General features: G+C 74.8%; 22 protein-coding genes and 1 pseudogene. 10 read left to right on the top strand and 13 right to left on the bottom strand.

Translation table 11 applies throughout. The features are described 5' to 3' along the window. The first annotated feature begins 23 nt into the window (after positions 1-23). Positions 24-1,604, top strand: a complete 1,581-nt coding sequence (locus tag JQX11_RS06330; RefSeq protein WP_372444562.1) for an alpha/beta hydrolase — start codon at positions 24-26, stop codon at positions 1,602-1,604. Between the two features lie 30 nt (positions 1,605-1,634). Here JQX11_RS06330 and JQX11_RS32950 read toward each other — a convergent pair whose 3' ends face one another. Beyond that, entirely contained in the window at positions 1,635-2,132 is a 498-nt protein-coding gene (locus JQX11_RS32950; protein ID WP_088645471.1) for a potassium channel family protein, read from the bottom strand. Between the two features lie 74 nt (positions 2,133-2,206). Here JQX11_RS32950 and JQX11_RS06320 point away from each other — a divergent pair, with 74 nt between their 5' ends. After that, positions 2,207-2,659, top strand: a complete 453-nt coding sequence (locus JQX11_RS06320; protein ID WP_204924016.1) for a GNAT family N-acetyltransferase — start codon at positions 2,207-2,209, stop codon at positions 2,657-2,659. Positions 2,660-2,687: 28 nt separating this feature from the next. Here the strand turns inward: JQX11_RS06320 and JQX11_RS06315 are convergent, their stop codons facing one another. Genes JQX11_RS06315 through JQX11_RS06300 form a run of 4 tightly spaced genes read right to left on the bottom strand, consistent with a single transcriptional unit; the run spans position 2,688 to position 10,320 of the window. Then, positions 2,688-3,404 (bottom strand): ABC transporter ATP-binding protein, encoded by a 717-nt coding sequence (locus tag JQX11_RS06315; RefSeq protein WP_204924015.1) that lies wholly within the window; start codon positions 3,402-3,404, stop codon positions 2,688-2,690. Next, positions 3,401-4,399 (bottom strand): ABC transporter ATP-binding protein, encoded by a 999-nt coding sequence (locus JQX11_RS06310; RefSeq protein WP_204924014.1) that lies wholly within the window; start codon positions 4,397-4,399, stop codon positions 3,401-3,403. Before JQX11_RS06310 ends, JQX11_RS06315 begins: the two co-directional genes overlap by 4 nt. Before the next feature lies 1 nt (position 4,400). After that, positions 4,401-7,091, bottom strand: coding sequence for an FtsX-like permease family protein (locus tag JQX11_RS06305; RefSeq protein WP_204924013.1), 2,691 nt, complete (start codon positions 7,089-7,091; stop codon positions 4,401-4,403). 43 nt (positions 7,092-7,134) lie between these two features. Then, positions 7,135-10,320: an FtsX-like permease family protein gene (locus JQX11_RS06300; protein WP_204924012.1), complete on the bottom strand. Its 3,186-nt coding sequence runs from the start codon at positions 10,318-10,320 to the stop codon at positions 7,135-7,137. 140 nt (positions 10,321-10,460) lie between these two features. Between JQX11_RS06300 and JQX11_RS06295 the strand changes: the two genes are divergently transcribed. After that, positions 10,461-10,754 carry a hypothetical protein gene (locus tag JQX11_RS06295; protein WP_204924011.1) on the top strand — a complete coding sequence of 98 codons (294 nt, stop codon included), beginning with the start codon at positions 10,461-10,463 and terminating at the stop codon, positions 10,752-10,754. A gap of 441 nt (positions 10,755-11,195) precedes the next feature. Here JQX11_RS06295 and JQX11_RS06290 read toward each other — a convergent pair whose 3' ends face one another. Further along, positions 11,196-11,783, bottom strand: coding sequence for a GNAT family N-acetyltransferase (locus tag JQX11_RS06290; protein WP_204924010.1), 588 nt, complete (start codon positions 11,781-11,783; stop codon positions 11,196-11,198). Between the two features lie 14 nt (positions 11,784-11,797). Then, the gene (locus JQX11_RS06285) at positions 11,798-11,986 is read right to left on the bottom strand and encodes a hypothetical protein (RefSeq protein ID WP_088645478.1); all 189 of its coding nucleotides are present in this window, start codon (positions 11,984-11,986) and stop codon (positions 11,798-11,800) included. Between the two features lie 67 nt (positions 11,987-12,053). Between JQX11_RS06285 and JQX11_RS06280 the strand changes: the two are divergent. Next, positions 12,054-12,347: pseudogene (locus JQX11_RS06280) on the top strand (hypothetical protein); the annotation flags it as partial. A gap of 100 nt (positions 12,348-12,447) precedes the next feature. Here JQX11_RS06280 and JQX11_RS06275 read toward each other — a convergent pair. Beyond that, positions 12,448-12,603 (bottom strand): hypothetical protein, encoded by a 156-nt coding sequence (locus tag JQX11_RS06275; RefSeq protein WP_158224222.1) that lies wholly within the window; start codon positions 12,601-12,603, stop codon positions 12,448-12,450. Between the two features lie 343 nt (positions 12,604-12,946). Further along, on the bottom strand, positions 12,947-13,987 hold the full coding sequence (gene ligD / locus JQX11_RS06270) for a non-homologous end-joining DNA ligase (RefSeq protein ID WP_204924009.1): 1,041 nt from the start codon (positions 13,985-13,987) through the stop codon (positions 12,947-12,949). A 47-nt stretch (positions 13,988-14,034) separates the two neighbouring features. Between ligD and msrB the strand changes: the two genes are divergently transcribed. Beyond that, a complete protein-coding gene (msrB, locus tag JQX11_RS06265; protein ID WP_204924008.1) occupies positions 14,035-14,445 on the top strand; it encodes a peptide-methionine (R)-S-oxide reductase MsrB in 411 nt (136 codons plus the stop codon). A 31-nt stretch (positions 14,446-14,476) separates the two neighbouring features. On the opposite strand, the gene JQX11_RS06260 is transcribed toward msrB, so the two are convergent. Further along, complete coding sequence (locus tag JQX11_RS06260) at positions 14,477-14,752, bottom strand: isoamylase early set domain-containing protein (protein WP_204924007.1); 276 nt, start codon at positions 14,750-14,752, stop codon at positions 14,477-14,479. A 155-nt stretch (positions 14,753-14,907) separates the two neighbouring features. Here JQX11_RS06260 and JQX11_RS06255 point away from each other — a divergent pair, with 155 nt between their 5' ends. The 3 genes from JQX11_RS06255 (at position 14,908) to JQX11_RS06245 (ending at position 16,954) form a co-directional block, all read left to right on the top strand. Next, positions 14,908-15,165, top strand: coding sequence for a metallothionein (locus tag JQX11_RS06255; RefSeq protein ID WP_204924006.1), 258 nt, complete (start codon positions 14,908-14,910; stop codon positions 15,163-15,165). An 82-nt stretch (positions 15,166-15,247) separates the two neighbouring features. Beyond that, positions 15,248-15,712 (top strand): GNAT family N-acetyltransferase, encoded by a 465-nt coding sequence (locus JQX11_RS06250; protein ID WP_204924005.1) that lies wholly within the window; start codon positions 15,248-15,250, stop codon positions 15,710-15,712. Between the two features lie 126 nt (positions 15,713-15,838). Beyond that, positions 15,839-16,954, top strand: coding sequence for a lytic polysaccharide monooxygenase auxiliary activity family 9 protein (locus JQX11_RS06245; RefSeq protein WP_204924004.1), 1,116 nt, complete (start codon positions 15,839-15,841; stop codon positions 16,952-16,954). 128 nt (positions 16,955-17,082) lie between these two features. On the opposite strand, the gene hemQ is transcribed toward JQX11_RS06245, so the two are convergent. Genes hemQ through hemE form a run of 3 tightly spaced genes read right to left on the bottom strand, consistent with a single transcriptional unit; the run spans position 17,083 to position 20,306 of the window. Beyond that, entirely contained in the window at positions 17,083-17,796 is a 714-nt protein-coding gene (gene hemQ, locus JQX11_RS06240) for a hydrogen peroxide-dependent heme synthase (RefSeq protein ID WP_204924003.1), read from the bottom strand. Continuing rightward, the gene (gene hemG / locus JQX11_RS06235; RefSeq protein ID WP_204924002.1) at positions 17,793-19,205 is read right to left on the bottom strand and encodes a protoporphyrinogen oxidase; all 1,413 of its coding nucleotides are present in this window, start codon (positions 19,203-19,205) and stop codon (positions 17,793-17,795) included. The genes hemQ and hemG overlap by 4 nt, the downstream gene beginning before the upstream one ends. 3 nt (positions 19,206-19,208) lie before the next feature. Further along, positions 19,209-20,306, bottom strand: a complete 1,098-nt coding sequence (hemE, locus tag JQX11_RS06230) for a uroporphyrinogen decarboxylase (RefSeq protein ID WP_204924001.1) — start codon at positions 20,304-20,306, stop codon at positions 19,209-19,211. Between the two features lie 283 nt (positions 20,307-20,589). Between hemE and JQX11_RS06225 the strand changes: the two genes are divergently transcribed. Next, positions 20,590-21,162, top strand: a complete 573-nt coding sequence (locus JQX11_RS06225) for a DUF3000 domain-containing protein (protein ID WP_204924000.1) — start codon at positions 20,590-20,592, stop codon at positions 21,160-21,162. A gap of 204 nt (positions 21,163-21,366) precedes the next feature. Beyond that, the gene (locus JQX11_RS06220) at positions 21,367-22,683 is read left to right on the top strand and encodes a ribonuclease D (RefSeq protein ID WP_204923999.1); all 1,317 of its coding nucleotides are present in this window, start codon (positions 21,367-21,369) and stop codon (positions 22,681-22,683) included. Positions 22,684-22,839: the final 156 nt, after the last annotated feature.

Genomic DNA, 22,839 nt, shown 5'->3' with positions numbered 1-22,839 from the left:
TACCCGATCATGGAGGTCCGCCGGTGACCAGCACCGCCCGCCGCAACCGCCGGTTCCGGCTCGCCCTGGCCGGGTTCGTCGCGGGCGCGTTGCTCGTCACCGGGTGCACCATGCCGGCGTTCGCCCCGCGCACCGAGGACTCGTCGGCGGCGCAAACCGGCACCGGGCCCACCTGGCGGGCCTGCCCCGAGGTCGCGCAGGACCTGGTCGGCCGGGGCGCACCGGGCATGCGTTACGAGTGCGCCCGGATCGCCGTGCCGCGCAACTGGGGCACCGGCACGGGGGCGACCGCCGGGCCGGGCAGCGGCGAGACCTTCGAGATCGCGCTGCTGCGGGCCCGTTCCAGCAAGCAGCGGGACCGGATCGGCTCCCTGGTGATCAACCCGGGCGGGCCGGGTGGGTCCGGCGTGGACACCGCCGTCTACCTGTCGTTCGGGCCGTCGTTCGGAGGGCTGCCCACGGCGGTGACCGACCGGTTCGACATCGTCGGCTTCGACCCGCGCGGGGTGTCCCGGTCCAGCCCGGTGAAGTGCATCTCCGACGCCGACCTCGACGCCAGCTTCGGCTACGACCCCGATCCGCGCAGCCAGCAGTCGTTCGACGCCTACCAGGCGCTCAACCGGCGGATCGGCCGGGGCTGCGGCGACCGGTACGGCGACCAGCTCCCGCTCTACGGCACCGAGCAGGCCGCCCGGGACATGGACGCGGTCCGGGCCGCCGTCGGCGACGACAAGCTCACCTACCTCGGCTACTCCTACGGCACCCTGCTCGGCGCGACCTACGCGCAGCTCTACCCGCAGCGGGTCCGGGCGCTGGTGCTCGACGGCGCGGTCGACCCCCGGCAGCAGCTGGTGGCCGGTTCGGAGAGCCAGGCCCGGGGCTTCGAGCGGGCGTTCGACAACTTCGACAGGTGGTGCGCGGCGAACGCCGGACGCTGCCCGATCGCCCCGGACGCCCGGGGCGCGGTCACCTCGGCGATCGACAAGGCGAAGGTCTCCCCGGTACGCGGCGCCGACGGCCGGGAGGCCACCTCCGGGTGGGTCTTCTACGCGGTGATCTCCTCGCTCTACACCGAGTCGGGCTGGGAGGAGCTGGCCCGCGCGATCGACCGCCTCGACGAGGGTGACCCGACCGACGTGTTCAAGCTCGCCGACTCGTACGCCGGGCGGGGCGAGGACGGGCACTACTCCAACCTCTTCGACGCCAACCTGGCGGTGAACTGCGCCGACGAGACCGAGAAGCCCAGCGTCGACCAGATCCGCCAGTTGCAGTCCGAGTGGCGGCAGAAGTATCCGCTGTTCGGGCCGGCCCTGGCGGTGGGCATGTTCGGGTGTGTCGAGTGGCCGGGCGGGCGGGACCCGTATCCGACCGGCCGGGCCGACGGCGCGCCGCCGATCGTGGTGGTGGGCACCACCGGTGACCCGGCCACCCCGTACGAGCAGACCGCCCGGCTGGCCGACATGCTGGGGGTCGGGCGGGTGCTCACCTGGGAGGGCGAGGGGCACACCGCCTACCCGCAGACCTCCTGCATCACCGAGGCGGTGGACGCCTACCTGATCTCGCTCACCGTGCCCCGGGAGGGGCTGCGCTGCCCCGCCCGCTGACCGGCGACGGGCCACACAGCGGGCGACGGGTCAGCGGCGGTTGCGACGTCCGCGCAGCCGTTGCCGGACGAGGGTGGCGTGGTCCGGTGGGGCCGGCGGCGGTGGCAGTTCCGGCAGTGCGATGCCCTGCCGGGCGGCCAGTTCCTCCAGCAGCGCCCGCATCCGCCGCACGTCGTTCTTCAACTCCTCCTGCTCGACGTGCTCGAACGCGTCGTCGTCGACGATGAGCCGACTGGCGAAGTGTGCGGTGATCAGAGGGATGACCAGCAGCACCATGGTGGAGATCAGCAACGCGGCGAGGGCCCGCCCCGGCCAGGTGGTCGGCGAGATGTCGCCGTACCCGACGGTGGAGGCGGTGACCACCGCCCACCAGACGGCATCGGCGGCGCTGCGGTGCTCCACCTGCCCGTAGATCACCCCGGCCACCACGATCATCAGCAGGTACGACGTGATCAGCGTCCGGGGCGAGTTGGCGAAGTACACCAGGCCCCGGTAGACCCACCGGAACGGCAGCAGCAACGGCTCCATGTCGCACCATGCTGCACCCCGTCCGCCACCTCCGCCCGTCGATCGACCAGGGTCGCTGTGGCAGGCTGCCCGGCGTGACCGAGGTGACCCTGCGCGAGGCGGTCCGGGCCGACCTGCCCGCCATCCTGACCCTGCTCGCCGACGACGCGCTCGGCCGCACGCGCGAGCACGCCGCGGTAGACGAGGCGTACGAGCGGGCCTTCGCCGACATCACCGCCGACCCGCGCAACCAGCAGCTGGTGGCCGAACGCGACGGGGAGGTGGTCGGCTGCTTCCAGCTCACCTACATCCCGGGGCTGGGCCGGCACGGCGCACAACGGGCGCTGGTCGAGGCGGTCCGGGTCCGCGCCGACCTGCGCGGGCAGGGGGTCGGCGAGGCGATGATGACCTGGGCGATCGACCAGGCCCGGCGGCGGGGCTGCGGGTTGGTGCAGCTCACCACCGACAAGTCCCGCGCCGACGCGCACCGCTTCTACCGACGCCTCGGCTTCGTCGCCAGCCACGAGGGCATGAAACTCCCCCTCTGACGGGACGGGCACGGGGCGGGCGGGCGCGTCAGTCGTCGGCCAGGCGGCCGTCGCGCAGGGTCAGCGTCCGGTCGGCCACCTCGATCAGCGCCGGATCGTGGGTGGCGACCAGCGCGGTCATCCCCCGGGCGTGCACCACCGCGCGGAGCAGGTCCATGATCGCCCGGCCGGTCTCGGAGTCGAGCTGGCCGGTCGGCTCGTCGGCGATCAGCAGGTCGGGTTCGTTGGCCAGGGCGCGGGCCACCGCGACCCGCTGCTGCTGCCCGCCGGACAGCTCGTAGGGGCGCTGTCGGGCGTGCGCGCCCAGACCCACCAGTTCCAGCAGCACCGCCACCCGTTCCTCGCGCTCGGCCGCCGGAACCCGGGCCAGCCGCAGCGGCACCCCGACGTTCTCCGCCGCCGACAGGATCGGCACCAGTCCGAAGGTCTGGAACACGAAACCGACGGTGCCCCGGCGCAGCCGCAGCAGCTCGGCCTCACCGGCGGCGGTGACGTCGTGCCCGGCCACCCGCACCCGGCCGGCGTCCGGTCGGTCCAGCCCGCCGACCAGGTTGAGCAGGGTGGTCTTGCCAGCGCCGGAACGTCCCCGCACCGCCACCAGTTCGCCCCGGGCGGCGGTGAAGGAGACCTCGCGGACGGCGTGCACGGCGTGCCGTCCCCGGCCGAACGTCCGACTCACCTGCTCGACCCGGACCACCTCGTCGGTGACCGGGTCGGCGGCCCGGACGGAAACCTGCTCGCTCATGCGTCACTCCCGTTCGGTTGCGGCGTCCGGTCACCGGGGCGGACCTGCACGTGGTCCGGGGCGAGGTCGAGGCGGACCCGGTCGCGCAGGGCCAGCGCCTCCACGAAGGGCGCCGGTAGCTGCATCCGGCCGGTCCGGTCCAGCACCGCGTACTCCTCGCTGACCAGTTCGGTGCTGCCGTCGACGCCGACGCGGGCGGTGCGGCGTACCTCGGAGGCGGTCCGGCCGTCGCGGATCGCGACGGTGCGGCGGACCTGGTCGGCGACGGCGTGGTCGTGGGTGACCACCACCACGGTCACCCCCAGTTCGGCGTTGATGGTGCGCAGCGCCGCGAAGACCTCCGCGCCGGTAGCCTCGTCCAGTTCACCGGTCGGCTCGTCGGCGAAGAGCACCTCCGGGTCGTTGGCGACCGCCACCGCCACCGCGCAGCGCTGCTGTTCACCGCCGCTGAGCTGGCCGGGTCGCCGGTCCGCGCAGTACCCCACCCCGACCAGTTCCAGCAGTTCGTCGGCGCGCTGCCGGCGGGCCCGTGCGCCACCGCCGCGCCGGGCCAGCCGCATCGGCAGTTCCACGTTCTCCCGCGCGGTCAGGTACGGCAGCAGGTTCCGGCCGGTCTGCTGCCAGACGAACCCGACGGTGCGTCGCCGGTAGGCCAGCCGGCGGCGGGCCGACATCGACAGCAGGTCGTACTCGGCGACCCGGGCGATGCCGGCGGTCGGGGTGTCCAGCCCGGAGAGGATGTTGAGCAGGGTCGACTTGCCCGAGCCGGAGGCCCCGACGATCGCCACCAGCTCACCCCGGTCGATCACCAGGTCGAGCCCCTGGAGGGCGACCACCTCGACCCCCTCGGTCTTGAAGATCCGCACCAGCCCGTCGCAGACGATGTGCCCGCGCAGCCGGTCCTGCCCGCCGGCCCGTTCGGCCGCCCGCTGCGCCGCCCGGCGTTGCAGGTCGGCCAGGTCCGGGACGACGGGGTTCGGGGCGGTCGTGGTCATCTCAGCTCTCCTCTCCGAGCCGGAGCACCTCGCCGAGGCGCATCCGACGGTTGTTCAGGGCCTCCACCGCCAGGGCGAAGCCCAGCGCGACCGCGCCGAGCCCGACCGTGGCGGCGACCGGACCGGGGGCGAACCCCACCCGCACCGGCGTGCCGTTGGTGAAGGCGGCAAGGCCGAGCAGCGGGGTGAGCAGCAGCGGCAGCAGCACCCCGACCAGTGCGCCGGTCAGCACCGCCACCCCGACCAGCGGAGCCAGCTCCACCAGCAGCAGCCCCCGCCACTGCCGGCGGGACAGCCCGAGGGTGCGCAGCCGGGACAGCACCTCGCCCCGGGCGCGGGCCCCGGCCAGCACGGTGAAGGCGACCGCGAGCAGCGCCAGCACCCCACCGGCCACCGCACCGGCGGTGAACCCGAACGCCAGCAGCCCGTTGGCGCCCCCGCCACCCAACCGCAGCCGGGTCTGCGACCAGGTCTGCACCGCCACCCCCCGGGGCCGTTCCCGGCCGGTCACCGCGCCGCCGGTCTGGTAGCGCTGTTGACCCTCGTCCCCGGCCTGGCGCAGCGCCCCGGCGTCGAGCCGGTCGCCGGCCACCAGGAATGCGGTGGGCACCGGCGGACTGTCCCGCCGGGGCAGCGCCTGCCAGGGCAGCACCACGTACCGGCTGGTGTTCGGCCGGGCCAGCGGGAAGTCGGCGACGGTGTCGGCGGGGATGAACTCGTACCGCTGGCCCTGCACGGTGACGAAGGCGGACCGCAGGCCGGCGTCGGCGAGGTCGGCGGCGACCGCCGGAGAGACCACCGCCGGCAGCGGGCCGTCGCCCGGCCGGGCGTCGCGCAGCGGGCCGGGCACCGGGACGTCCCGGTCGGCGGCCCGCGCCGTGCGGGCCAGGCCGGGGCCGTCGACCAGCAGCACGCTGGTGTCGCGCAGCCGGGCGTCGGTGCCGGCGGCGTCGGTGGCCAGCCGCTGCGCCGACTCGTCGACCAGTCCGGTGGCGGCCCGCACCCCGGGCAGCCGCTCCAGGGCCGGCCCGGTGTCGGGGGCGAGCCGGTCGCCCCGGATCAGCGCGTCCGCCGGCACCGCCCGGGTGGCGACGTCGTCGCGGGTGTCCTCGATGCCGGTGGCGACCACCGCGCAGAACGCGGCGGTGGCGACCGCGAGCACCACCACGACCAGTGGGGTGGCCGCCGCCGCCCGGCCGGCGCGGGCCGTGCCCAGGAAGGCGACACTTCCCCGGGTACGCGCGGCGAGCCGCCCGGCCAGCCGTACGGGCCACGGGTACAGCCGCAGCGCCAGCACCGACGCGGCGACCGCGACCAGCGCCGGCACCGACACCAGCAGCGGGTCCACCGTGCCGGGGGTGAGGCCGCGCCGCCGCAGCAGCACCACCGCCAGCCCGGCCAGCAGCACCAGCGCGGCCTCGGTGGTGGCCCGCCGGGCGGACGGCCGCAGCCGACCCAGGTCCCGCCGCCCGACCACCCCGGACGGTACGGCCAGCGTCGCCACCGGCAGCGCCAGGGTGACCAGGACTGTCGCGCCGACGGCGAGCGGCCCGGTGCCGCCGGGCGCACCGGGCAGCAGGCCACCGAGCAGCCAGCCGAGCCCGGCGGCGGGCGGGACGACCAGCAGCGACTCGGCGAGGCTGCGCCGCAGTCCGGTGGTGGCCCCGCCGCCCCGGGCACGGATCAGCACGAACTCGACGCGGCGGCGGCGTACGGCCAGCGCGGCGGCCAGCACGACCAGCCCGGCCAGCGTCGCCAGCACCCCGGCGGCGATGACGGCGAGCAGGGTACGCGCCGAGGTGACCGCCCGGCTGAACTCGCGCAGCGGGACGTCGACGCCCTGGGTCAGCTCGGTGTCGGTGGCGGTGCTGGCCCGCGCCAGCCGTTGCACCCCGTCGACGAGCTGGTCGACGCGCCGCACGTCGATGCCGTCCGCGCCGAGCCGGTAGCGCCAGGTGAAGGAGATCGGCCGCCCCTGCCCGGCCAGCCGGTCCAGGGCGGCGACGGCGACCGCCCCGACCAGGATGAACGGTTGACCGTCGCCCTCCGGCTCACCGACCTGAAGCAGCGACGGCAGGGCGTCCCAGCTTCCGTCGGCGGGGTCGACGGGGCGGAACGTCCCGACCACGGTCAGCGGGGTCGACGGGTGTTGCGGGTCGGGGGCGGCGAGCCGGAGCCGGCTGCCGACGCGCAGCCCGAACCGGCCGGCGACGTCGGCGGCCAGGGCGACCTGCACCGGGGCGTCGTCGTCGGGCGGGACGGCCGGCCAGCGTCCCTGCACCAGGGTGCCGGTCGTCTCGATGCCGGGGGCGGCCCGCAGGCCCAGCTCCACCAGGTAGTTGCCCCGGGCCAGGTCGGGGCCGGTGACCAGGTCACCGGGGGTCTGCGCGGCGTACCAGCGGTGCGCCACGGCGGCGCGCACGTCGGCGGGCATCCGCTGCTGGAACGTGTCGAGGTCGGCGGCCCGGCTGCTGGCCGGTGGCGCGCCGACGACGGGTCGGGTGGTGTAGGTCAGGTCGCGGCGGGCACCGGGCTCGGCGGCGAGGTGTTCCCGCAGCCCCTGGTCGGCCAGCCGGTTGGCCACCCTCGGCACCCCGCCGACCAGCAGAGCGATCACCAGGGTCAACGCGGCCAGCAGCAGGAACTGCCCGCTGTGGGCGCGTACCCGCCGGATCACGACGCCGATGTTCATCGCTGGTCCTCCCCGTGGTGCAGCGGTCCGGTCGTCGTGGTCCTCACCGGTCTCCCCCGGTGCGCAGCCGGGCGGCGGCGACCCGCTGCCGCAGCCCGGCGGCCATCGCCGCGCTGCCGGCCAGCGCGGCCAGCAGCAGCCCCGCCACGGTCCACCCGATCGGCGCCCAGGCCAGGGCGAACGTCGGCGCGGGCACGGGTCGCCCGGCGGCCGGGGTGAGGATCACCAGGGGTGCCATGGTGGCCCCGACGACCGCGCCGAGCAGCAGGCCGACGCCGACGCCGATCCCGGCCAGGAAGGTCTGTTCGGCGAGCAGCGCGCGGGCCAGCAGCCGGGGGGACGCGCCGAGGGTGTGCAGCACCGAGAACTCGCCGAGCCGGTGCCGGGCGGTGGCCCACACGTCGACCACCAGGCCGACCAGGGCGAGCAGCACCGAGCCGAGGGCGGCGGCCAGCAGCCCGGTCCGGGCTCCCTGCCAGTACGGGTCGTCGGCGGCCACCGCGGCGGCCTGCCGGCGGTCCAGCAGGGTCGTCCCGGGTAGCGCGGTGGCGGCCCGGGTGGCCTCGGCGTGGGCGGCGGGGTCGGTCCGCAGCCACCATTCGGGTACCGGCCGGACGGTGCCCGAGTTGCGGATCAGCCAGTCGGTGGCGGCGGGCAGGTCGAGCAGCACCCCGTCCCCGGCGGTGGCGGGCAGCGCGGTCACCTCCCCGAGCAGGCGCACCGGCAGGGAGACCCCGGACAGGGTGAGCTGCACGGTTTCCCCGGGCCGGACGTTGAGCGCGGCCCGCACGGCCGGGGTCATCACGGCCGGTACGGCGGTGTCCGGGCCGTCCGGCACCACCGCGAAGCGGGACGCCGGCTGGTAGGCGTACCGGCCGCCGTCGAGGAACCCGACGGGGTGGGTGGCGGTCAGTCCGGCGTCGTCGGCGGTGGCGGTGCTGTTCGCGGCGGACTCGGCGGCGGCCACCCGCCACCGGCCGGTGGGGGTGAGCGTGGTGGACCGGGCGTCCGGGCCGACGGTGCGCAGGTCCCGCACCCGCAGCGCGTACGCGGTGCCGGCGACGTCCCCGCCGTCGGCCTCGAACCCGGCCAGCCGCAGTCCCGCGACGGCGGGCAGGTCGACCCGGAACCCGGTGGCCCGTCCGTCGCTGCCGGTGCTCGCCACGGGCAGCCGGTAGGCCAGCCCGTCGGCCCGGGTGAGCAGCACCGACACGGCGATCCGGTGCGGGGCGACGGCCTGGTCGACGGGGGTGCTCACGGTGCCGGTGAGGCTGCGGGCGTCGGCCGGCAGCGGCTGCCCGAGGGCCGGTCCCCGGGCGGCGGTGAGCTGCGCGAACAGTTCCCGCGCGGACCGGTCGGCGAGCCGGTCGCTGAACTTGGCCACCTCGGCTGCCTGTGCGGTGTCCAGGCCGAGCACAGTGGCCTGCCGGTCGTCGCGGCCGACCCGGATGTCGTCGCGCCAGGCCGGCAGCGCCCGGTCGACGCCGGGTAGCGCGGCGAGCGCGGCGGCCCGGTCGACGGGGGCGACGCCGGTGCGTTCGACCAGCCGCAGGTCCGCGCCGACGCGGTGGTCGGCCTGGTCGACCTGGGACCGTTCCCCGGTGGCGACGAGCGACCAGGCCAGCGTGCTGCCGCCGACGGCGAGGGCGAGCAGCAGCACCGGCCCGGCGTGTGGCCGCCGGCCGGCCTGCCACATCCCGAAGATGGTCGCGGTCCACGGTCGCCTGTCGACGAACCGTTCGGCGAACCGGGTGGCCGGCGGGAGCAGCCGTAACGCCACCACCGCCCCGGCCAGCACCCCCAGGGTCGGCGCGGCCACCAGCAGCGGGTCGACGCCGAGGTCGTTGCCGGCGCCGGCCAGCGGTGAGGAGTAACGGCGCAGTTGCACCCAGGCGAGGACGGCGAAGGCGACCAGGGCCAGGTCGAGTCCGGCCCGGCTGACGGTGGTGACCCGGTCGGGGCGGGACCGGGCGGCCAGGTCGGCCACGTAGGTGCCCGCGCCGCGCAGGGTGGGGGCGACCATCGCGACGAGGCAGCCGGCGGCGGTGGCCAGGGCCGCCGCCCAGACCCACGGACCGCCACCGACGGCACCGCCGAGGTCGACCGGCCCGTCGGCGGCGACCCGGCGCAGCGCCCCGCCGGCGAGCAGGGGTCCGAGCAGGGCAGCGGGGACGACCACCAGGGTCGCCTCCCGGGCGGCCAGGCCGGCGAGTTGCCGGCGGGCCGCACCCCGGGCTCGCAGCAGGGCGGTCTGGGCGCGCCGGTCCTCGTGCAGCAGGGCGGCGATCAGCACCAGCGCGTACCCGCCGAGGACCACGATCAGCAGCAGCGGGGTGGCCAGGGCCGAGCGACCGGCCAGGTCGGCCCGGCTGATCCGGTCGATGAGCCGGTCGAGGGTGGTCACCGCCTGGGCCGACGAGCCGAGCCCGGCCGTCTCGGGCACCCCGGTCGCGGCGGTGGCGACGGCCCGGCGCAGCGCCGGTAGCCGGTCCGCCCCGACGGCGGTCAGGTCGGGCGCGACCACCCAGGCGGCGGAGACCGAGCCGGGGAAGGTGGCCGCGAAGTCGGCCGGGTCGAGCACGAACGGCCCGTGCGTGGCGTCGCCGTCCGCGTCGGTGCCCAGTCCGGGGGCGAGCCGCCAGTACGGGTCGGCCGGGTCGCGGGGCCGCCAGGTGCCGGCGAGCACCACCTCGGTACGCCGGTCGGCGCTGCGGTCGCGCATCGGCACCCGGTCGCCGGTGCGCAGGCCCAACGCACCGGCGACCTTCTCGGGCAGGGTGGCCTGGAGCGGGCCGGCCCCGGCGGTCGGCCAGGCGCCGTCGACGAGGTCGGCGTGCTCGGCCAGGTCGTCCAGGGTGGCCAGGGTAGCGAAGACCGGCTCCTTTCCGGTCCGGATGCCCGGCCCGAGGGTGCCGGTGAGTTCCCTGCCGGTGCCGTAGCGGGCGGCGGAGACCCGGATCGGGGTGCCCTTGAGGGCGGTGGCGAAGCCGTCCCGGACGGCCCGGTCGCGGGTGGCGTACTCGGTGCGGTCGCGGCCACCGGAGCCGCTGACCAGCAGGCTGCGTTCCTCGACGGGCGCGGCGGTGATCAGGGCGCGCTGCCCGGCGTCGACGGCCCGCCGGTTGTAGTCGGCCAGCCCGGTGACCAGTGCGATCGCGACCACCGCGGCGGCGACCGCCGCGAGCAGCAGTCCCCGCGCCTCGCGGGCCCGCCTCCACACCAGCTTCATCCGTTGCCTCCCCCGGGCCCGGGGTCGGGCCGACGGAGAGCAAGAGCGGTGACCCGGCGGGAAAGGTTCGCACCCGTTACTTGATCGTTATCCTGGCCCGCCGGTTGGCCCGCAGGCGTGGATCTGGTGTGATCGGCGGCATGGAAACCGCGCTGATGCTGTCGACCGTCGCCCTCGTGCTGGCGTTGGTGATGCAGTTCCCGCTGCGCAACCGCCGCGACGACGTGTCGTTCCGGCTGGTGGAGATCGAACGCCGCCAGCGGCTGATCATGGAGCACCTGGGCGTCGTGGACCGGGGCCCGGCCCTGCCCGGGGTGCGGGAGCACCTGGCCCGGGGCGACAAGATCAGGGCGATCAAGGCGTACCGGGAGGCGACCGGGACGGACCTGCGCACCGCCAAGGAGGCGGTCGAGGCGATCGCCGCCGGACGCTGACCCCATGATCGACGCAGGTGGGCCGAGGTTGCGCGGTCACAGTGGCCACTGACCCCATGATCGACTCAAGTGGGCCGAGGTTGCGCGGTCACACCGACCACTGAACCCACGATCAGCTCAAGTGGGCCGATGTTGCGCGATCACACGGCTTACATGCCGCAACATCAGCGACATTGAGTTGATCACCCAGGCGATCGCAGCGCGATCACACCGGCCACTGAACCCACGATCGACTCAAGTGGGCCGACATTGCGCGGTCACACCGACCACTGACCCAAGATCGACTCAAGTGGGCCGATGGTGCGCGATCACACGGCTTACATACCGCAACATCAGCCACATTGAGTTGATCACCCCGGCGATCGCAGCGTGCGCCGGCCCGGCGTCGATCATGGGGTCGGCGTCCAGGCCCGACCGGGCAGTCTTGCGGCCCGGCCAGGGTCAGCCCGGGACCGACGTCCGGCGGGCCGGCCGGTACATGGAGCAGACCAGCGGGCCGCCCTCGATCGTGGTGCGCGCCGTGACCGTGAAGCCGAGGCGTTCGTAGAGGCGGACGTTGCGCTCGTCGGAGGTTTCCAGCGCGATGCCGTCCGGGTCGCCGGAGGCCTCGACGAGGGTCACCCCCGCGGCGGTGACGGCGGAGCCGAGACCGACGCCGCGCCGGTCCGGGTGGACGCCCAACGTCGCGAGTTCCCACGCGCCGGGTGGCCGCGCCGGCAGCTCGACGGCCATGAGCGCCGCCAGCCGGTCACCGTGCAGCTCCGCGATCCGCGCCTGGAGGTCCTCCCCCGGCGCGGGCGCGTCACCCGGCAGGAACGCGGCGACCGCCCGAGCGTCGTCAGCGACGAGGACGAGGCCGTGCGCGAGGGCGTGCCCCAGGTAGAGGGCCTGTAGCTCTTCGAGTCGACGCGGGTAGTCGTCGGCCGGGATCGACCACCGCGTCCACGGGTAGTCGTGGAAGGCGACGGCGAGCGTACGCGCGGCGCGGGGCAGGTCGGGGGCGGTGGCCCGGCGGATCTGGCTGGTCATCGGCCCGACCCTAGTCAGCCCGTGGTCAGCTCCGGCCGGTGCTCGCGGATCCACGCCTCGACGTCGGCCTTCCGCCACACCTTGCCCTGCATCAGGTCGGCCACCGGATCAGGGAAGTTCCGGTGACTGGTGATCACGTAGACCCGCTGCTTGCTGATGCCGCCCAGCATCACGCGGATCTCGTGCGCACCTACCAGCTCCATACGGCGGACGCTAAACAGTTGCCCCGGACTCTTGACCCGGGTCAACATACCGGTCACTGTATCGGGTATGCCAAAGAACGTCTCGCCTGTTCATGATCGGCAGCGGCGGCCCGTGGGTGGGCATCCACCGATGCGTCCGCTGTGGCGCTGCCGGACGTGTGCCGCACCCTGGCCGTGCCAGCCCGCCCGCCTGCTCCTGACCAGGGAGTACCGCCGGGACCGGGTGGCTTTGTCGATCTACATGTCCAGCCAGTTGTTCGAGGCCACCGCCGACCTGGTGCGACTCAATCCGCACCCGGCCCCGTCCCCGGCGGAACTGTTCGACCGTTTCCTCGCCTGGACCGCCCGGCCATCCACCCGGGCCACTGACGCGTCCGGGCCGGACGACGGGCATCGGCCCGGGGCGGCGACCCCGGAACCGGCTGCGGCCGCGGACCGTCCGGCCGACCGACTGCCGGAAACTATCTGACGAGCAGGGTCAGCAGTCCGGTGAGGGCGACGAGGACCGCGGCCACCCCGGTGAGCACGGCCGGCAGGATCTTGAGGTATTCGAGGATCACGGAATGCCGGCCCGGCACCCCGCCGATCCGCTGCGTTCGTCTCGTCGTGGCCGCCATGGTGATTCCCCTGTCCGGTGCCCGCGTCCGGTCGGATGAATCGGAGCCGCTGACCGGCGAATCGACTGTCGCCGCCGGGAAGCAGCCGACCGGACACTCCACAGCGAGGGCATAAGCCCTGTTCACACGAGTGCAGCCGACTTCCGCGCATCCTACCTTTCATATTCGACCGTAGGCGTGACGACCAGTCGAGCGCAATCATCAGTACCGGAAAGAGTACGGAGGAATGCCATTTTCACGCGTGGGAGTGGCATGCCGAGCAACTGATTACGGATTACCGGCGGGCACCCCGTACCAGCACCACCGCCGGCATTCCGATTTCCGCCGGTGGCGTGGTCGGTTGTCAGGCGGTGGGGTCGTCGGCCGGGCGCTTCGCCCGGCTCGGCTGCACCCGTTTCGGTTCACCGGGCATCTTCGGATGGTCGGGTGGATAGGGCAGGTCACCCAGGCCCTGCCCGGCGTCCCGCTCGGCCCAGTCGAGCAGGGGGGTGATGTCGACCGGGTCGTCGTCGATGCCCGCGTGCGGGTCACCCCGCTCGGCCAACCGGACCGGCACCGTCCGCAGGTCGAAATCGTCGGGATCGACGTCGGGCAGCTCGTCCCAGGTGACCGGGGTGGAGACGGTGGCCCGCGCGTTGGCGCGCAGCGAGTACGCGCAGGCGATGGTGCGGTCCCGGGCCATCTGGTTGTAGTCGACGAAGACCCGCTGCCCGCGTTCCTCCTTCCACCAGGCGGTGGTGACCAGGTCGGGCCGACGCCGTTCCAGCTCCCGGGCCAGCGCGATGGTGGCCCGGCGCACCTCGGTGAACGTCCAGCGCGGGGCGATGCGCAGGTAGACGTGCAGCCCCCGGCCGCCGGAGGTCTTCGGCCAGCCGGTGACGCCCAGCTCGGTGAGGATGCCCCGCAGCTCGGCGGCGGCCGTCGCCGCGTCGGTGAAGTCGGTGCCGGGCTGCGGATCGAGATCCACCCGCAGCTCGTCGGGATGGTCGACGGCGGCGGCCCGGACCGGCCACGGGTGGAACACCACCGTGCCCATCTGCGCGGCCCAGGCGACGTGGGCGAGGTCGGTCGGGCGCAGCTCGTCGGCACCCCGGCCGCTGGGGAAGGTGATGCCGACCGTCTGCACCCACGGCGGCACGCCCCGGGTGGGCACCCGCTTGGAGAAGAAAGCCTCCCCCGCGATGCCGTCGGGGAAGCGTTGCAGGGTGGTCGGCCGGTCGGCCAGCGCGCGCATGATGCCCTCGCCCACCGCGACGTAGTAGTGGAAGACGTCGGCCTTGGTGAACCCGCGCTCCGGGAAGATCACCCGATCCGGGCTGCTCAGCCGGACGCTGCGCCCGGCCACCTCGACCTCGGTCGCCGTCGTCTTCCCGCTGGCCGCCATGGCGCGACCATATGCGATGCCCCCGACATCCGACGTACGGTTGACAGGTGAGTCTTGACGAGAGCGAACTGCCCCGCACCGAGGACGAGTGGCGGGTCCGGCTGACCCCGGAGGAGTTCCGGGTGCTGCGCGAGGCCGGCACCGAACGCCCCTTCACCGGCGAGTACGTCGACACGAAGACCCCCGGCGTCTACCACTGCCGGGCCTGTGGGCTCGAACTGTTCTCCAGCGACACCAAGTTCGACTCGCACTGCGGCTGGCCGAGCTTCGACGACGCCATCCCGGGCCGGGTGCGGGAGATCCAGGACACCAGCCTAGGCATGGTGCGGACCGAGATCCGCTGCGCCCGCTGCGACAGCCACCTCGGGCACGTCTTCCACGGCGAGGGCTTCACCCCCAGGGACACCCGGCACTGCGTGAACTCGGTGTCGATCCGGCTGGAACCGAAGCAGGGCTGAACCGGAGCAGGGCTGAACCGGAGCAGGGCGGTCAGAGCAGGAGCAGGCTGCCCTCGTCGTCCACCCGGTCGGCGGCGGAGTCGTCGAGCCAGACACCCCCGGTGGCGAGGTAGCGGAACCGGTGCTCGCCGGGACCGAGCCGGACGGTCACCGTCCGCGTGCCGTCCCGGCGTGGCACCAGCTCGTGCCGGCCCGGCTGCCAGTCGTTGAAGCAGCCGACGACGCTGACCGTGCCGGGCGGGGTGTCCCGGGGCAGGCAGAAGGTGACCCGGGTCTGGGTGCCGAAGAGTCTGCTGCGCTTGATCACGTGATCCTCCCGGGGTCGAGGCGTCCTACCGGGTCCAACGCCCGACACGCCGGGGCGAAACGCCGTCCGACCCCACCGATAGGGGCATTTCGCCCTGCGCGACCGCCGCCCTGTCGCACCCTGGGGGCAGATGTCCGATTCGGGGGGTGTGACAGGTGGCTACCTGCGAGGTCTGCGGTAACGACTACTGGATGGCGTTCGAGGTGCGTACGGTCAGCGGTGACGTACACACCTTCGACTCCTTCGAGTGCGCGGCGCACAAGCTCGCGCCGATCTGCGAGCACTGCCAGGTGAAGATCATCGGGCACGGGGTGGAGGTCGGCGGCCGGTTCTTCTGCTGTGCGCACTGCGCCCGCGCCGTGGAGTCCCTGGGCGCGGAGATCCGCGACGCGGTCGGCGCCCGCCCGGCCTGACCCGCCCGACCTGACCCATCCGGCCAGCCCCGACGCCACGGGGCGTGCCGGGTCGGCGGGCGGGGCCGCCTACCATCGCCTGATGGCACCGCAGACCGTCGACGTCCACGTCGCCAGCTTCACCGAGCTGGACGTACGCACCTTCCACGACCTGCTGCGGTTGCGCATCGACGTGTTCGTGGTGGAGCAGCACTGCCCGTACCCGGAGCTGGACGGGCGGGACGTCGAACCCGGCACCCGGCACCTCTGGCTGGCCCACGACGGCGTCGTGCGGGCCTACCTGCGGCTGCTCGCCGACCCCGGCGGGGTGGTGCGGATCGGCCGGGTGGTGGTGGCCCCGGCGGCCCGCGGCGGCGGGCTCGCCGGCCGGCTGATGACCGAGGCGTTGCGGCTGGTCGGCGACCGGCCCTGCGTGCTGGAGGCGCAGGCCCACCTGGCCGGCTTCTACGCCGGGCACGGCTTCACGGTGACCGGCCCGGAGTACGTCGAGGACGGCATCCCCCACCTGCCGATGCGCCGCGGTGGGGCAGACGACCTGAAACATTGACGGATACCGCTTTCCTATGCAAGCCTGCGGGGGCAGAGCCGTCGTGGGAGCCGACAGCAGGCATGGGAGGGGCAACTCCCGGCCGTCCGGGCGTCGTTCGACCGACCCCTTCCTCTCGGAGGCTCCATGTCCACCGTCCTACGCAGACGACCCACCGCGCTCGCGGGGTCGCTGCTCACCATCGGCGCGATCATCGCGCTGCTGCTCACCACCGCCCTGGCCAACTCGGCCTCCGCGCACGGCGCGGTGGTGAACCCGGGGTTCCGCGCCTACAGCTGCTGGGAGCGCTGGGGTGCCGAGTTCCAGAACCCGCGCATGGCCACCGAGGACCCGATGTGCTGGCAGGCCTGGCAGGCCGACCCGCAGGCCATGTGGAACTGGAACGGCCTGTTCCGCGAGGGTGTCGCCGGCAACCACCAGGGTGCCATCCCGGACGGCCAGCTGTGCAGCGGCGGACGCACCCAGAACGGCCGCTACAACGCCCTGGACACCGTGGGCGCGTGGAAGACCACGTCGGTCGCGAACAGCTTCCGGCTGAAGTTCTTCGACCAGGCCAGCCACGGGGCCGACTACATCCGGGTGTACGTCACCAAGCAGGGCTTCAATTCGGCGACCACACCGCTGGGCTGGGGCAACCTGGAACTGGCCGGGCAGATCGGCAACACGCCGGCCTCCCAGTGGGACAAGGACACCGGTGGCGTGTCGATCCAGATCCCGGTGAACGCGCCGGGCCGTACCGGTCGGCACATCGTCTACACCGTGTGGCAGGCCAGCCACCTGGACCAGTCGTACTACCTGTGCAGTGACGTGGACTTCGGTGGCGGCACCAACCCGACCACGCCGCCGCCCACCACGGCCCCGCCGACCACGCCGCCGCCCACCACGGCCCCGCCGACCACCCCGCCGCCCACCACCGCCCCGCCGACCACCCCGCCGGCGACCGGTGGCTGCACCGCGACCTACCGGGTGACCTCCACCTGGAACGGCGGGTTCCAGGGTGAGGTGGACGTGACCGCCGGGTCCTCGGCGATCAAGGGCTGGACGGTGAACTGGACGTACTCCGGGGGCCAGCAGATCAGCCAGGCGTGGAACGCTACGCTGACCAGCAGCGGGTCTGCGGTGACCGTCCGCAACGTCAACTACAACGGCGCGTTGGCCGCCGGCGGGAAGACCACCCTCGGCTTCCTCGCCTCGGGCAGCAGCGGCACCAGCCCGACCCCGGTCTGCACCGCGACCGTCTGACCGGTCGGCACGGCACAGCAGACGCGACACCACGGAAGTAGCGGCCTCCCGCGCGGCGGGAGGCCGCTACTTCCGTGATCGGGCACGATCCTGACCGCCGGGGCACCACGACCCGGGGCGGGCGGGTGTCAGACCAGGCAGTTGACGATGTCGGCGACCGAGCGACGCCGGCCGGTGTAGAACGGGACCTCCTCGCGGACGTGCCGCCGGGCCCCGGAGGCCCGCAGGTCCCGCATCAGGTCGACGATCCGGTGCAGCTCGTCGGCCTCGAAGGCGAGCATCCACTCGTAGTCGCCGAGGGCGAACGAGGCGACCGTGTTGGCCCGGACGTCCGGGTAGCCGCGCGCCATCTTCCCGTGCTCGGCCAGCAGCTCCCGCCGCTCGGCGTCCGGCAGCAGGTACCACTCGTAGGACCTGACGAACGGGTAGACGCACAGGTACGGCCGGGGCGCCTCGTCGGCGAGGAAGGCCGGGATGTGGCTCTTGTTGAACTCCGCCGGCCGGTGCAGCGCCAGCTGCGACCACACCGGGGTCAACGCCCGCCCCAGGGTGGTCCGGCGCAACCGCAGGTAGGCGTCCTGGAGGGCGTCACTGGACGACGAGTGCCACCAGATCATCACGTCCGCGTCGGCGCGCAGCCCGGCCACGTCGTACATGCCCCGGACCACGACGTCCTTGCCGGCCAGCTCCTCGAAGAGCGACTCCACCTCGCCGGTGACGTTCTCCCGCAGCGCCGGCAGGGTGCCGGTGGCCCGGTAGACCGACCACATGGTGTAACGCACGGTGGCGTTCAGCTCCCTGAGCCGGGCCGCGTTGGACTGCTCGGTGCTCTGCTCGGTCATGGACCCGATCCTCCCAGTGCTTCGATGATCTCGTCGGCCGCGCTCTCGCCGGAGCGGACGCAGACCGGGATGCCGACCCCGTCGAAACCCGCGCCGGCCACCGCCAGGGTGGGGTGCGACGCGCGCAGCGCCGCCCGGACGGCCGCCACCCGCCCGGTGTGACCGGGGGCGTACTGCGGCAGCGCGCCGCCCCAGCGCTGCACGTGACCGGCGACCGGCGTGGGCAGCGCCACCCCGAGCACCCGGGTCAGCTCCCGGTGCACGGTGGCGAGCAGGTCGTCGTCGGTGACCTGGAGGGAGGTCTCCTCGCCGTACCGGCCGACGGAGGCGCGGACCAGGGCCAGCCCGTCCGGCGCGGCCAGGTGGCCCCACTTGGTGGTGAAGAAGGTGGACGCCTTGATCAGCAGCCCCTCGGTCGCCGGCACGAGGAAACCGGACAGCCGGGGCAGCGCCGGCGCGGGCAGCGCCAGGGTGACCAGCGCGACGCTGGCGTAGTCCAACCCGCCGACGGTCGCCGCCGGCGACGCGGCGAACCCGGCGAGCAGCCGGGCGGTGGGGCGGGCCGGCACGGTGAGCAGCACCGCGTCCGCCTCGACCGACTCCGGGTCGCGGGTCGGGCCGACGGTCAGCCGCCAGCCGCCGCCGACCGGGGTCAGCTCGCGGACCGCCGCGTTGCGGCGGATCGTCGCGCCGCTGGCCGTGGCCGCCGCCTCGACCAGGGTGCTCAGCCCGCCGTCCAGGGTGCCGAAGACCGGTGCGCCGGGGGCGCGGGGCGCGGCGGCCTGCGCGGCCCGGACCGCCCCGACCAGGGTGTGTTCCACCCGCGCCGCGCGGGCCAACGCCGGCATGGTGGTGACCAGGGACAGGTCGTCGGCCCGCCCGGCGTAGACGCCGCCGAGCATCGGGTCGACCAGCCGCTGCACCACCTGCTCGCCGAACCGGGCCCGGACCAGCGCGCCGACCGAGACGTCCTGGTTCGCGTCGAGCAGCGGCCGGCCGCCGTCGCGGTCGGCGTCCGCCGTGGGCTCGGCGACCGCCGCCACCGCCGCCAGATCCCCGGGTACGCCGACCAGGGTGCCGCCGGGGATCGGGCGCAGCCCGCCGTCGACGACGAGCGCCGCCTGCCCGACGGTGGGGTGCACGATCCGCCCGGCCAGGCCGAGCCGGCGGGCCAGGGCCACCGCGGCGGACTCGCCCCCGGCCGGGTCCCGCATCAGGAACGACTCCGCGCCGAACTCCACCGGCCGGCCGGCCAGCTCACCGGTGCGCAGCTTGCCACCGAGCGCGCCGGACTGCTCGTACACGGTGATCTCGGTGTCGGCGGGGGCGCGGTCGCGCAGCCGGAGCGCGGCGGCCAGGCCGGTGATCCCGCCACCGACCACCGCCACCCGCCACGGCCGCGCCCGCACCGCTCAGCCCTGCTCGTTCCGGCGCGCGGACACCTCGTGCACCAGCGCGACCACCCGGGTCAGCACCTCGGGGTCGGTCTCCGGCAGCACGCCGTGACCGAGGTTGAACACGTGTCCGGGGGCGGCGCGGCCCTGCTCGACGATCCGCCGCACCTCGGCCTCGATCACCGGCCAGGGGGCGAACAGCACGGTCGGGTCGAGGTTGCCCTGCACGGCCCGGTCCGGACCGATCCGGCGGGTCGCCACGTCCAGCGGGGTACGCCAGTCGACGCCGACCACGTCGGCCCCGGCCTCCCCCATCGCGCCGAGCAGTTCGGCGGTGCCCACCCCGAAGTGGATCCGGGGCACCCCCGCGTCGGCCAGGCCGGACAGCACGGCGGTGGAGTGCGGCAGGACGAAGCGGCGGTAGTCGGCCTCCGACAGGGCCCCGGCCCAGGAGTCGAAGAGCTGCACGGCGGAGACCCCGGCGTCGACCTGCACCCGCAGGAACGCCAGGGTGACCTCGGCGAGCCGGGCGCAGAGCGCGTGCCACAGCTCGGGCTGGCCGTACATCATCGCCTTGGTCCTGGCGTGGGTCCGCGAGGGCCCGCCCTCGACCAGGTAGCTGGCCAGGGTGAACGGCGCGCCCGCGAAGCCGATCAGCGGGGTGTCGCCCAGCTCGGCGACGAGCAGCCGGACCGCTTCGTCCACGTAGGACACGTCGGTGCGGTCGATGCGGCGGACCCGCTCGACGTCGGCGACGGTGCGCACCGGCTCGGCCACCACCGGCCCGGTGCCGGCGACGATGTCCAGGTCGACGCCGGCCGCGGCGACCGGGACGACGATGTCGCTGAACAGGATCGCCGCGTCGACGCCGTGCCGGCGGACCGGTTGGAGGGTGATCTCGGCGACCAGGTCCGGCCGGCGGCAGGAGTCGAGCATCCCCACGTTGGCCCGGATCTCCCGGTATTCCGGCAGGGACCGGCCGGCCTGGCGCATGAACCAGACCGGGGTGTGCGGGACGGACTCCCGGCGGCAGGCCCGGACGAAGGGCGAGTGGGCCGGCCCGCTGCGGCGGGATTCTCCGTCTCGGGCGGCGGTGCCCGTGGTGTCGGTGGTCATCGCGGCAATCGTGCCACGCACCCGCGCGGGCCCGACGGGCAGCGCCGCCATTTGTGACCCGCGCCCCCGGCGCGCGCCGGTCGGCGACGGGCCCGGGTGCACGGCCCGCGCCGGTCGACGGTGGCCGGGTGCCCGTCCCGGCCGGCCGACGTGGCCCGGGTGCACCGGCCCGCCCGGCCGACGCTGCCGCGCGGACCACCGGAACGTCCCGGTCGGCGGCGGGACGCGGCACTTCGGCGTGCCGTCCCGGCGGGCGACGGCGTGTCGGCATAGGCTGCCGGTCATGGCCCCCCCGATCGCGCTCCCGGAGACGTTCGCCCGCGCGGTCGCCGGCCTGCGGTCGGTCACCCCCCGGGCGGAGATCGTCCTGGAGGAGGTCGGCGCGCCCCAGCGGCTCGCCCCCTACGCGTTCGCCCTCTCCGCCACCGTGCTGCGCGACGACGACGAGGTGGCCGACGGGCGGCTGATCCTGCTGCACGACCCGGCCGGGCACGACGCCTGGCAGGGCACCCTGCGGCTGGTCACCTACGTGACCGCCGACCTGGAGGTCGACCTGGCCGCCGATCCGCTGCTGCCCGGGGTGGGCTGGACCTGGCTCACCGACGCGTTGGAGGCGCACCGGGCGTGCTACCGGGCGGCCGGTGGCACGGTCACCCAGACCGTGTCGACCCGGTTCGGCGACCTGGCCGGCCCGCCCGCCGCCGGGGACGTCGAGATCCGGGCGTCCTGGACGCCGCTCGGCGAGGACCTGGGTGCGCACCTGTCGGCCTGGTGCGCGCTGCTCGCCTCCACCGCGGGGCTGCCGCCGCCCGGCGTCACCGCGCTCACCGACCGCCGGCCGGCCGGCGCGGCCTGACCACCGGCCGCCCCGCCGGTAGCGGCGCGACACGCCCGGAGCACAAGCGGATGTCCCCGACGCCCCGGGGACGTCCGGCCCGACGCGGAATGTCTCACCCGCGAGGTGGCCGTCCTCACCGCCCGGACCCCTGCCGGACACCGGGACGACACACACCGGACCGCCTGCGCACACCATGTCGCCCGGGCGCACTAGGGTTGCCAGGTGACCGACGAACCACCCCTGCGCCGTCGGGCCGCCGAAAGCCGTACGGCAGACGTTCCGCCCCCGGCCGTCGCGGAGCCGGCGGACGCGGGCACCGAGCAGCCCTCCGGCGGGCCCGTACCGCTGACCGCGCCCCGCGACGGCACCCCCCAGCCGGTGGCCACCCCCGCCGAGCTGGACGAGGTCGTGGCCCGCTTCGCGGCGGGCACCGGCCCGGTGGCCCTGGACGCCGAGCGGGCCTCCGGATACCGCTACAGCCAGCGGGCCTACCTGGTGCAGCTGCGCCGGGAGGGGGCCGGCACCACGCTGATCGACCCGCTGCCACTGCCCGACCTGACCGCCCTCGACGAGGCGATCGGCGACGCCGAATGGGTGCTGCACGCCGCCAGCCAGGATCTGGCCTGCCTGGCCGAGCTGGGGTTGCGTCCGCGCCGGTTGTTCGACACCGAGCTGGCCGCGCGGCTCGCCGGCTTCGAGCGGGTCGGTCTGGCCGCGCTGACCGAGCAGTTGCTCGGCTACACCCTGGAGAAGCACCACTCGGCGGCCGACTGGTCCAGCCGTCCGCTGCCCGAGTCCTGGCTGACCTACGCGGCGCTGGACGTGGAGATGCTCGTCGACCTGCGCGACGCGCTGGACGCGGAGCTCCAGGCGCAGGGCAAGTCGGCGTGGGCGGCGGAGGAGTTCGCCGCGCTGATCACCTGGGCCACCCGGCCGCCCCGGGTGCGGGCGGAGCCGTGGCGGCGGACCTCCGGCATCCACCGGGTGCGGGGGGCGCGGGCGCAGGCCCGGGTCCGGGCCCTGTGGTACGCCCGGGACCAGATCGCCGTGCGCCGTGACGCCGCTCCGGGCCGGGTGCTGCCCGACTCGGCGATCATCGCCGCCGCCGAGCTGGACCCGAAGGACGAGAAGACGCTGCTGACCCTGCCCGGGTTCGGCGGCCGGTCGGTGCGCCGGCTGGCCCGGTCCTGGCTGACGGCGCTCGACGAGGCCCGCCAGTTGGCCGACGACGCGTTGCCGGTCACCCCGACGGTGGAGGGGCCGCCCCCGCCGCACCGGTGGGCGGAGCGCGACCCGGTGGCCGCCGGGCGGCTGGCCCGCTGCCGGGAGGTGGTGGTCCGCGTCGCCGGTGAGCACCGGCTCCCGCCGGAGAACCTGATCACCCCGGACTCGGTCCGTCGGCTCGCCTGGCAGCCGCCCGACGAGATCACCGTGGACACCGTCACCGAGGTGCTGCGCGGCTACGGCGCGCGCCAGTGGCAGCTCTCGCTCCTGCTGCCCGCGCTCGCCGAGGCACTGCTGCCCGTGCCCCGGGCCTGAGCCACCGCCCCGCCCGCCGGGGACCCGGGTGCGCCGCCACCACCGGCGCACCCGGTCCGCGAGTGTGGGGTGGGCCACACCGGGGGTGGTGACGGCTATGGTTACTGGCGAGTAGCATTCCTCGGGAAACGCCAGTGCCGGCCGACCCTCACCCGA

This window comes from Micromonospora humida (genome assembly GCF_016901255.1).
Taxonomy (GTDB): domain Bacteria; phylum Actinomycetota; class Actinomycetes; order Mycobacteriales; family Micromonosporaceae; genus Micromonospora; species Micromonospora wenchangensis.
Note: the sequence above shows the minus strand (reverse complement) of the source record. Positions and strands in the feature narration are given on the sequence as shown.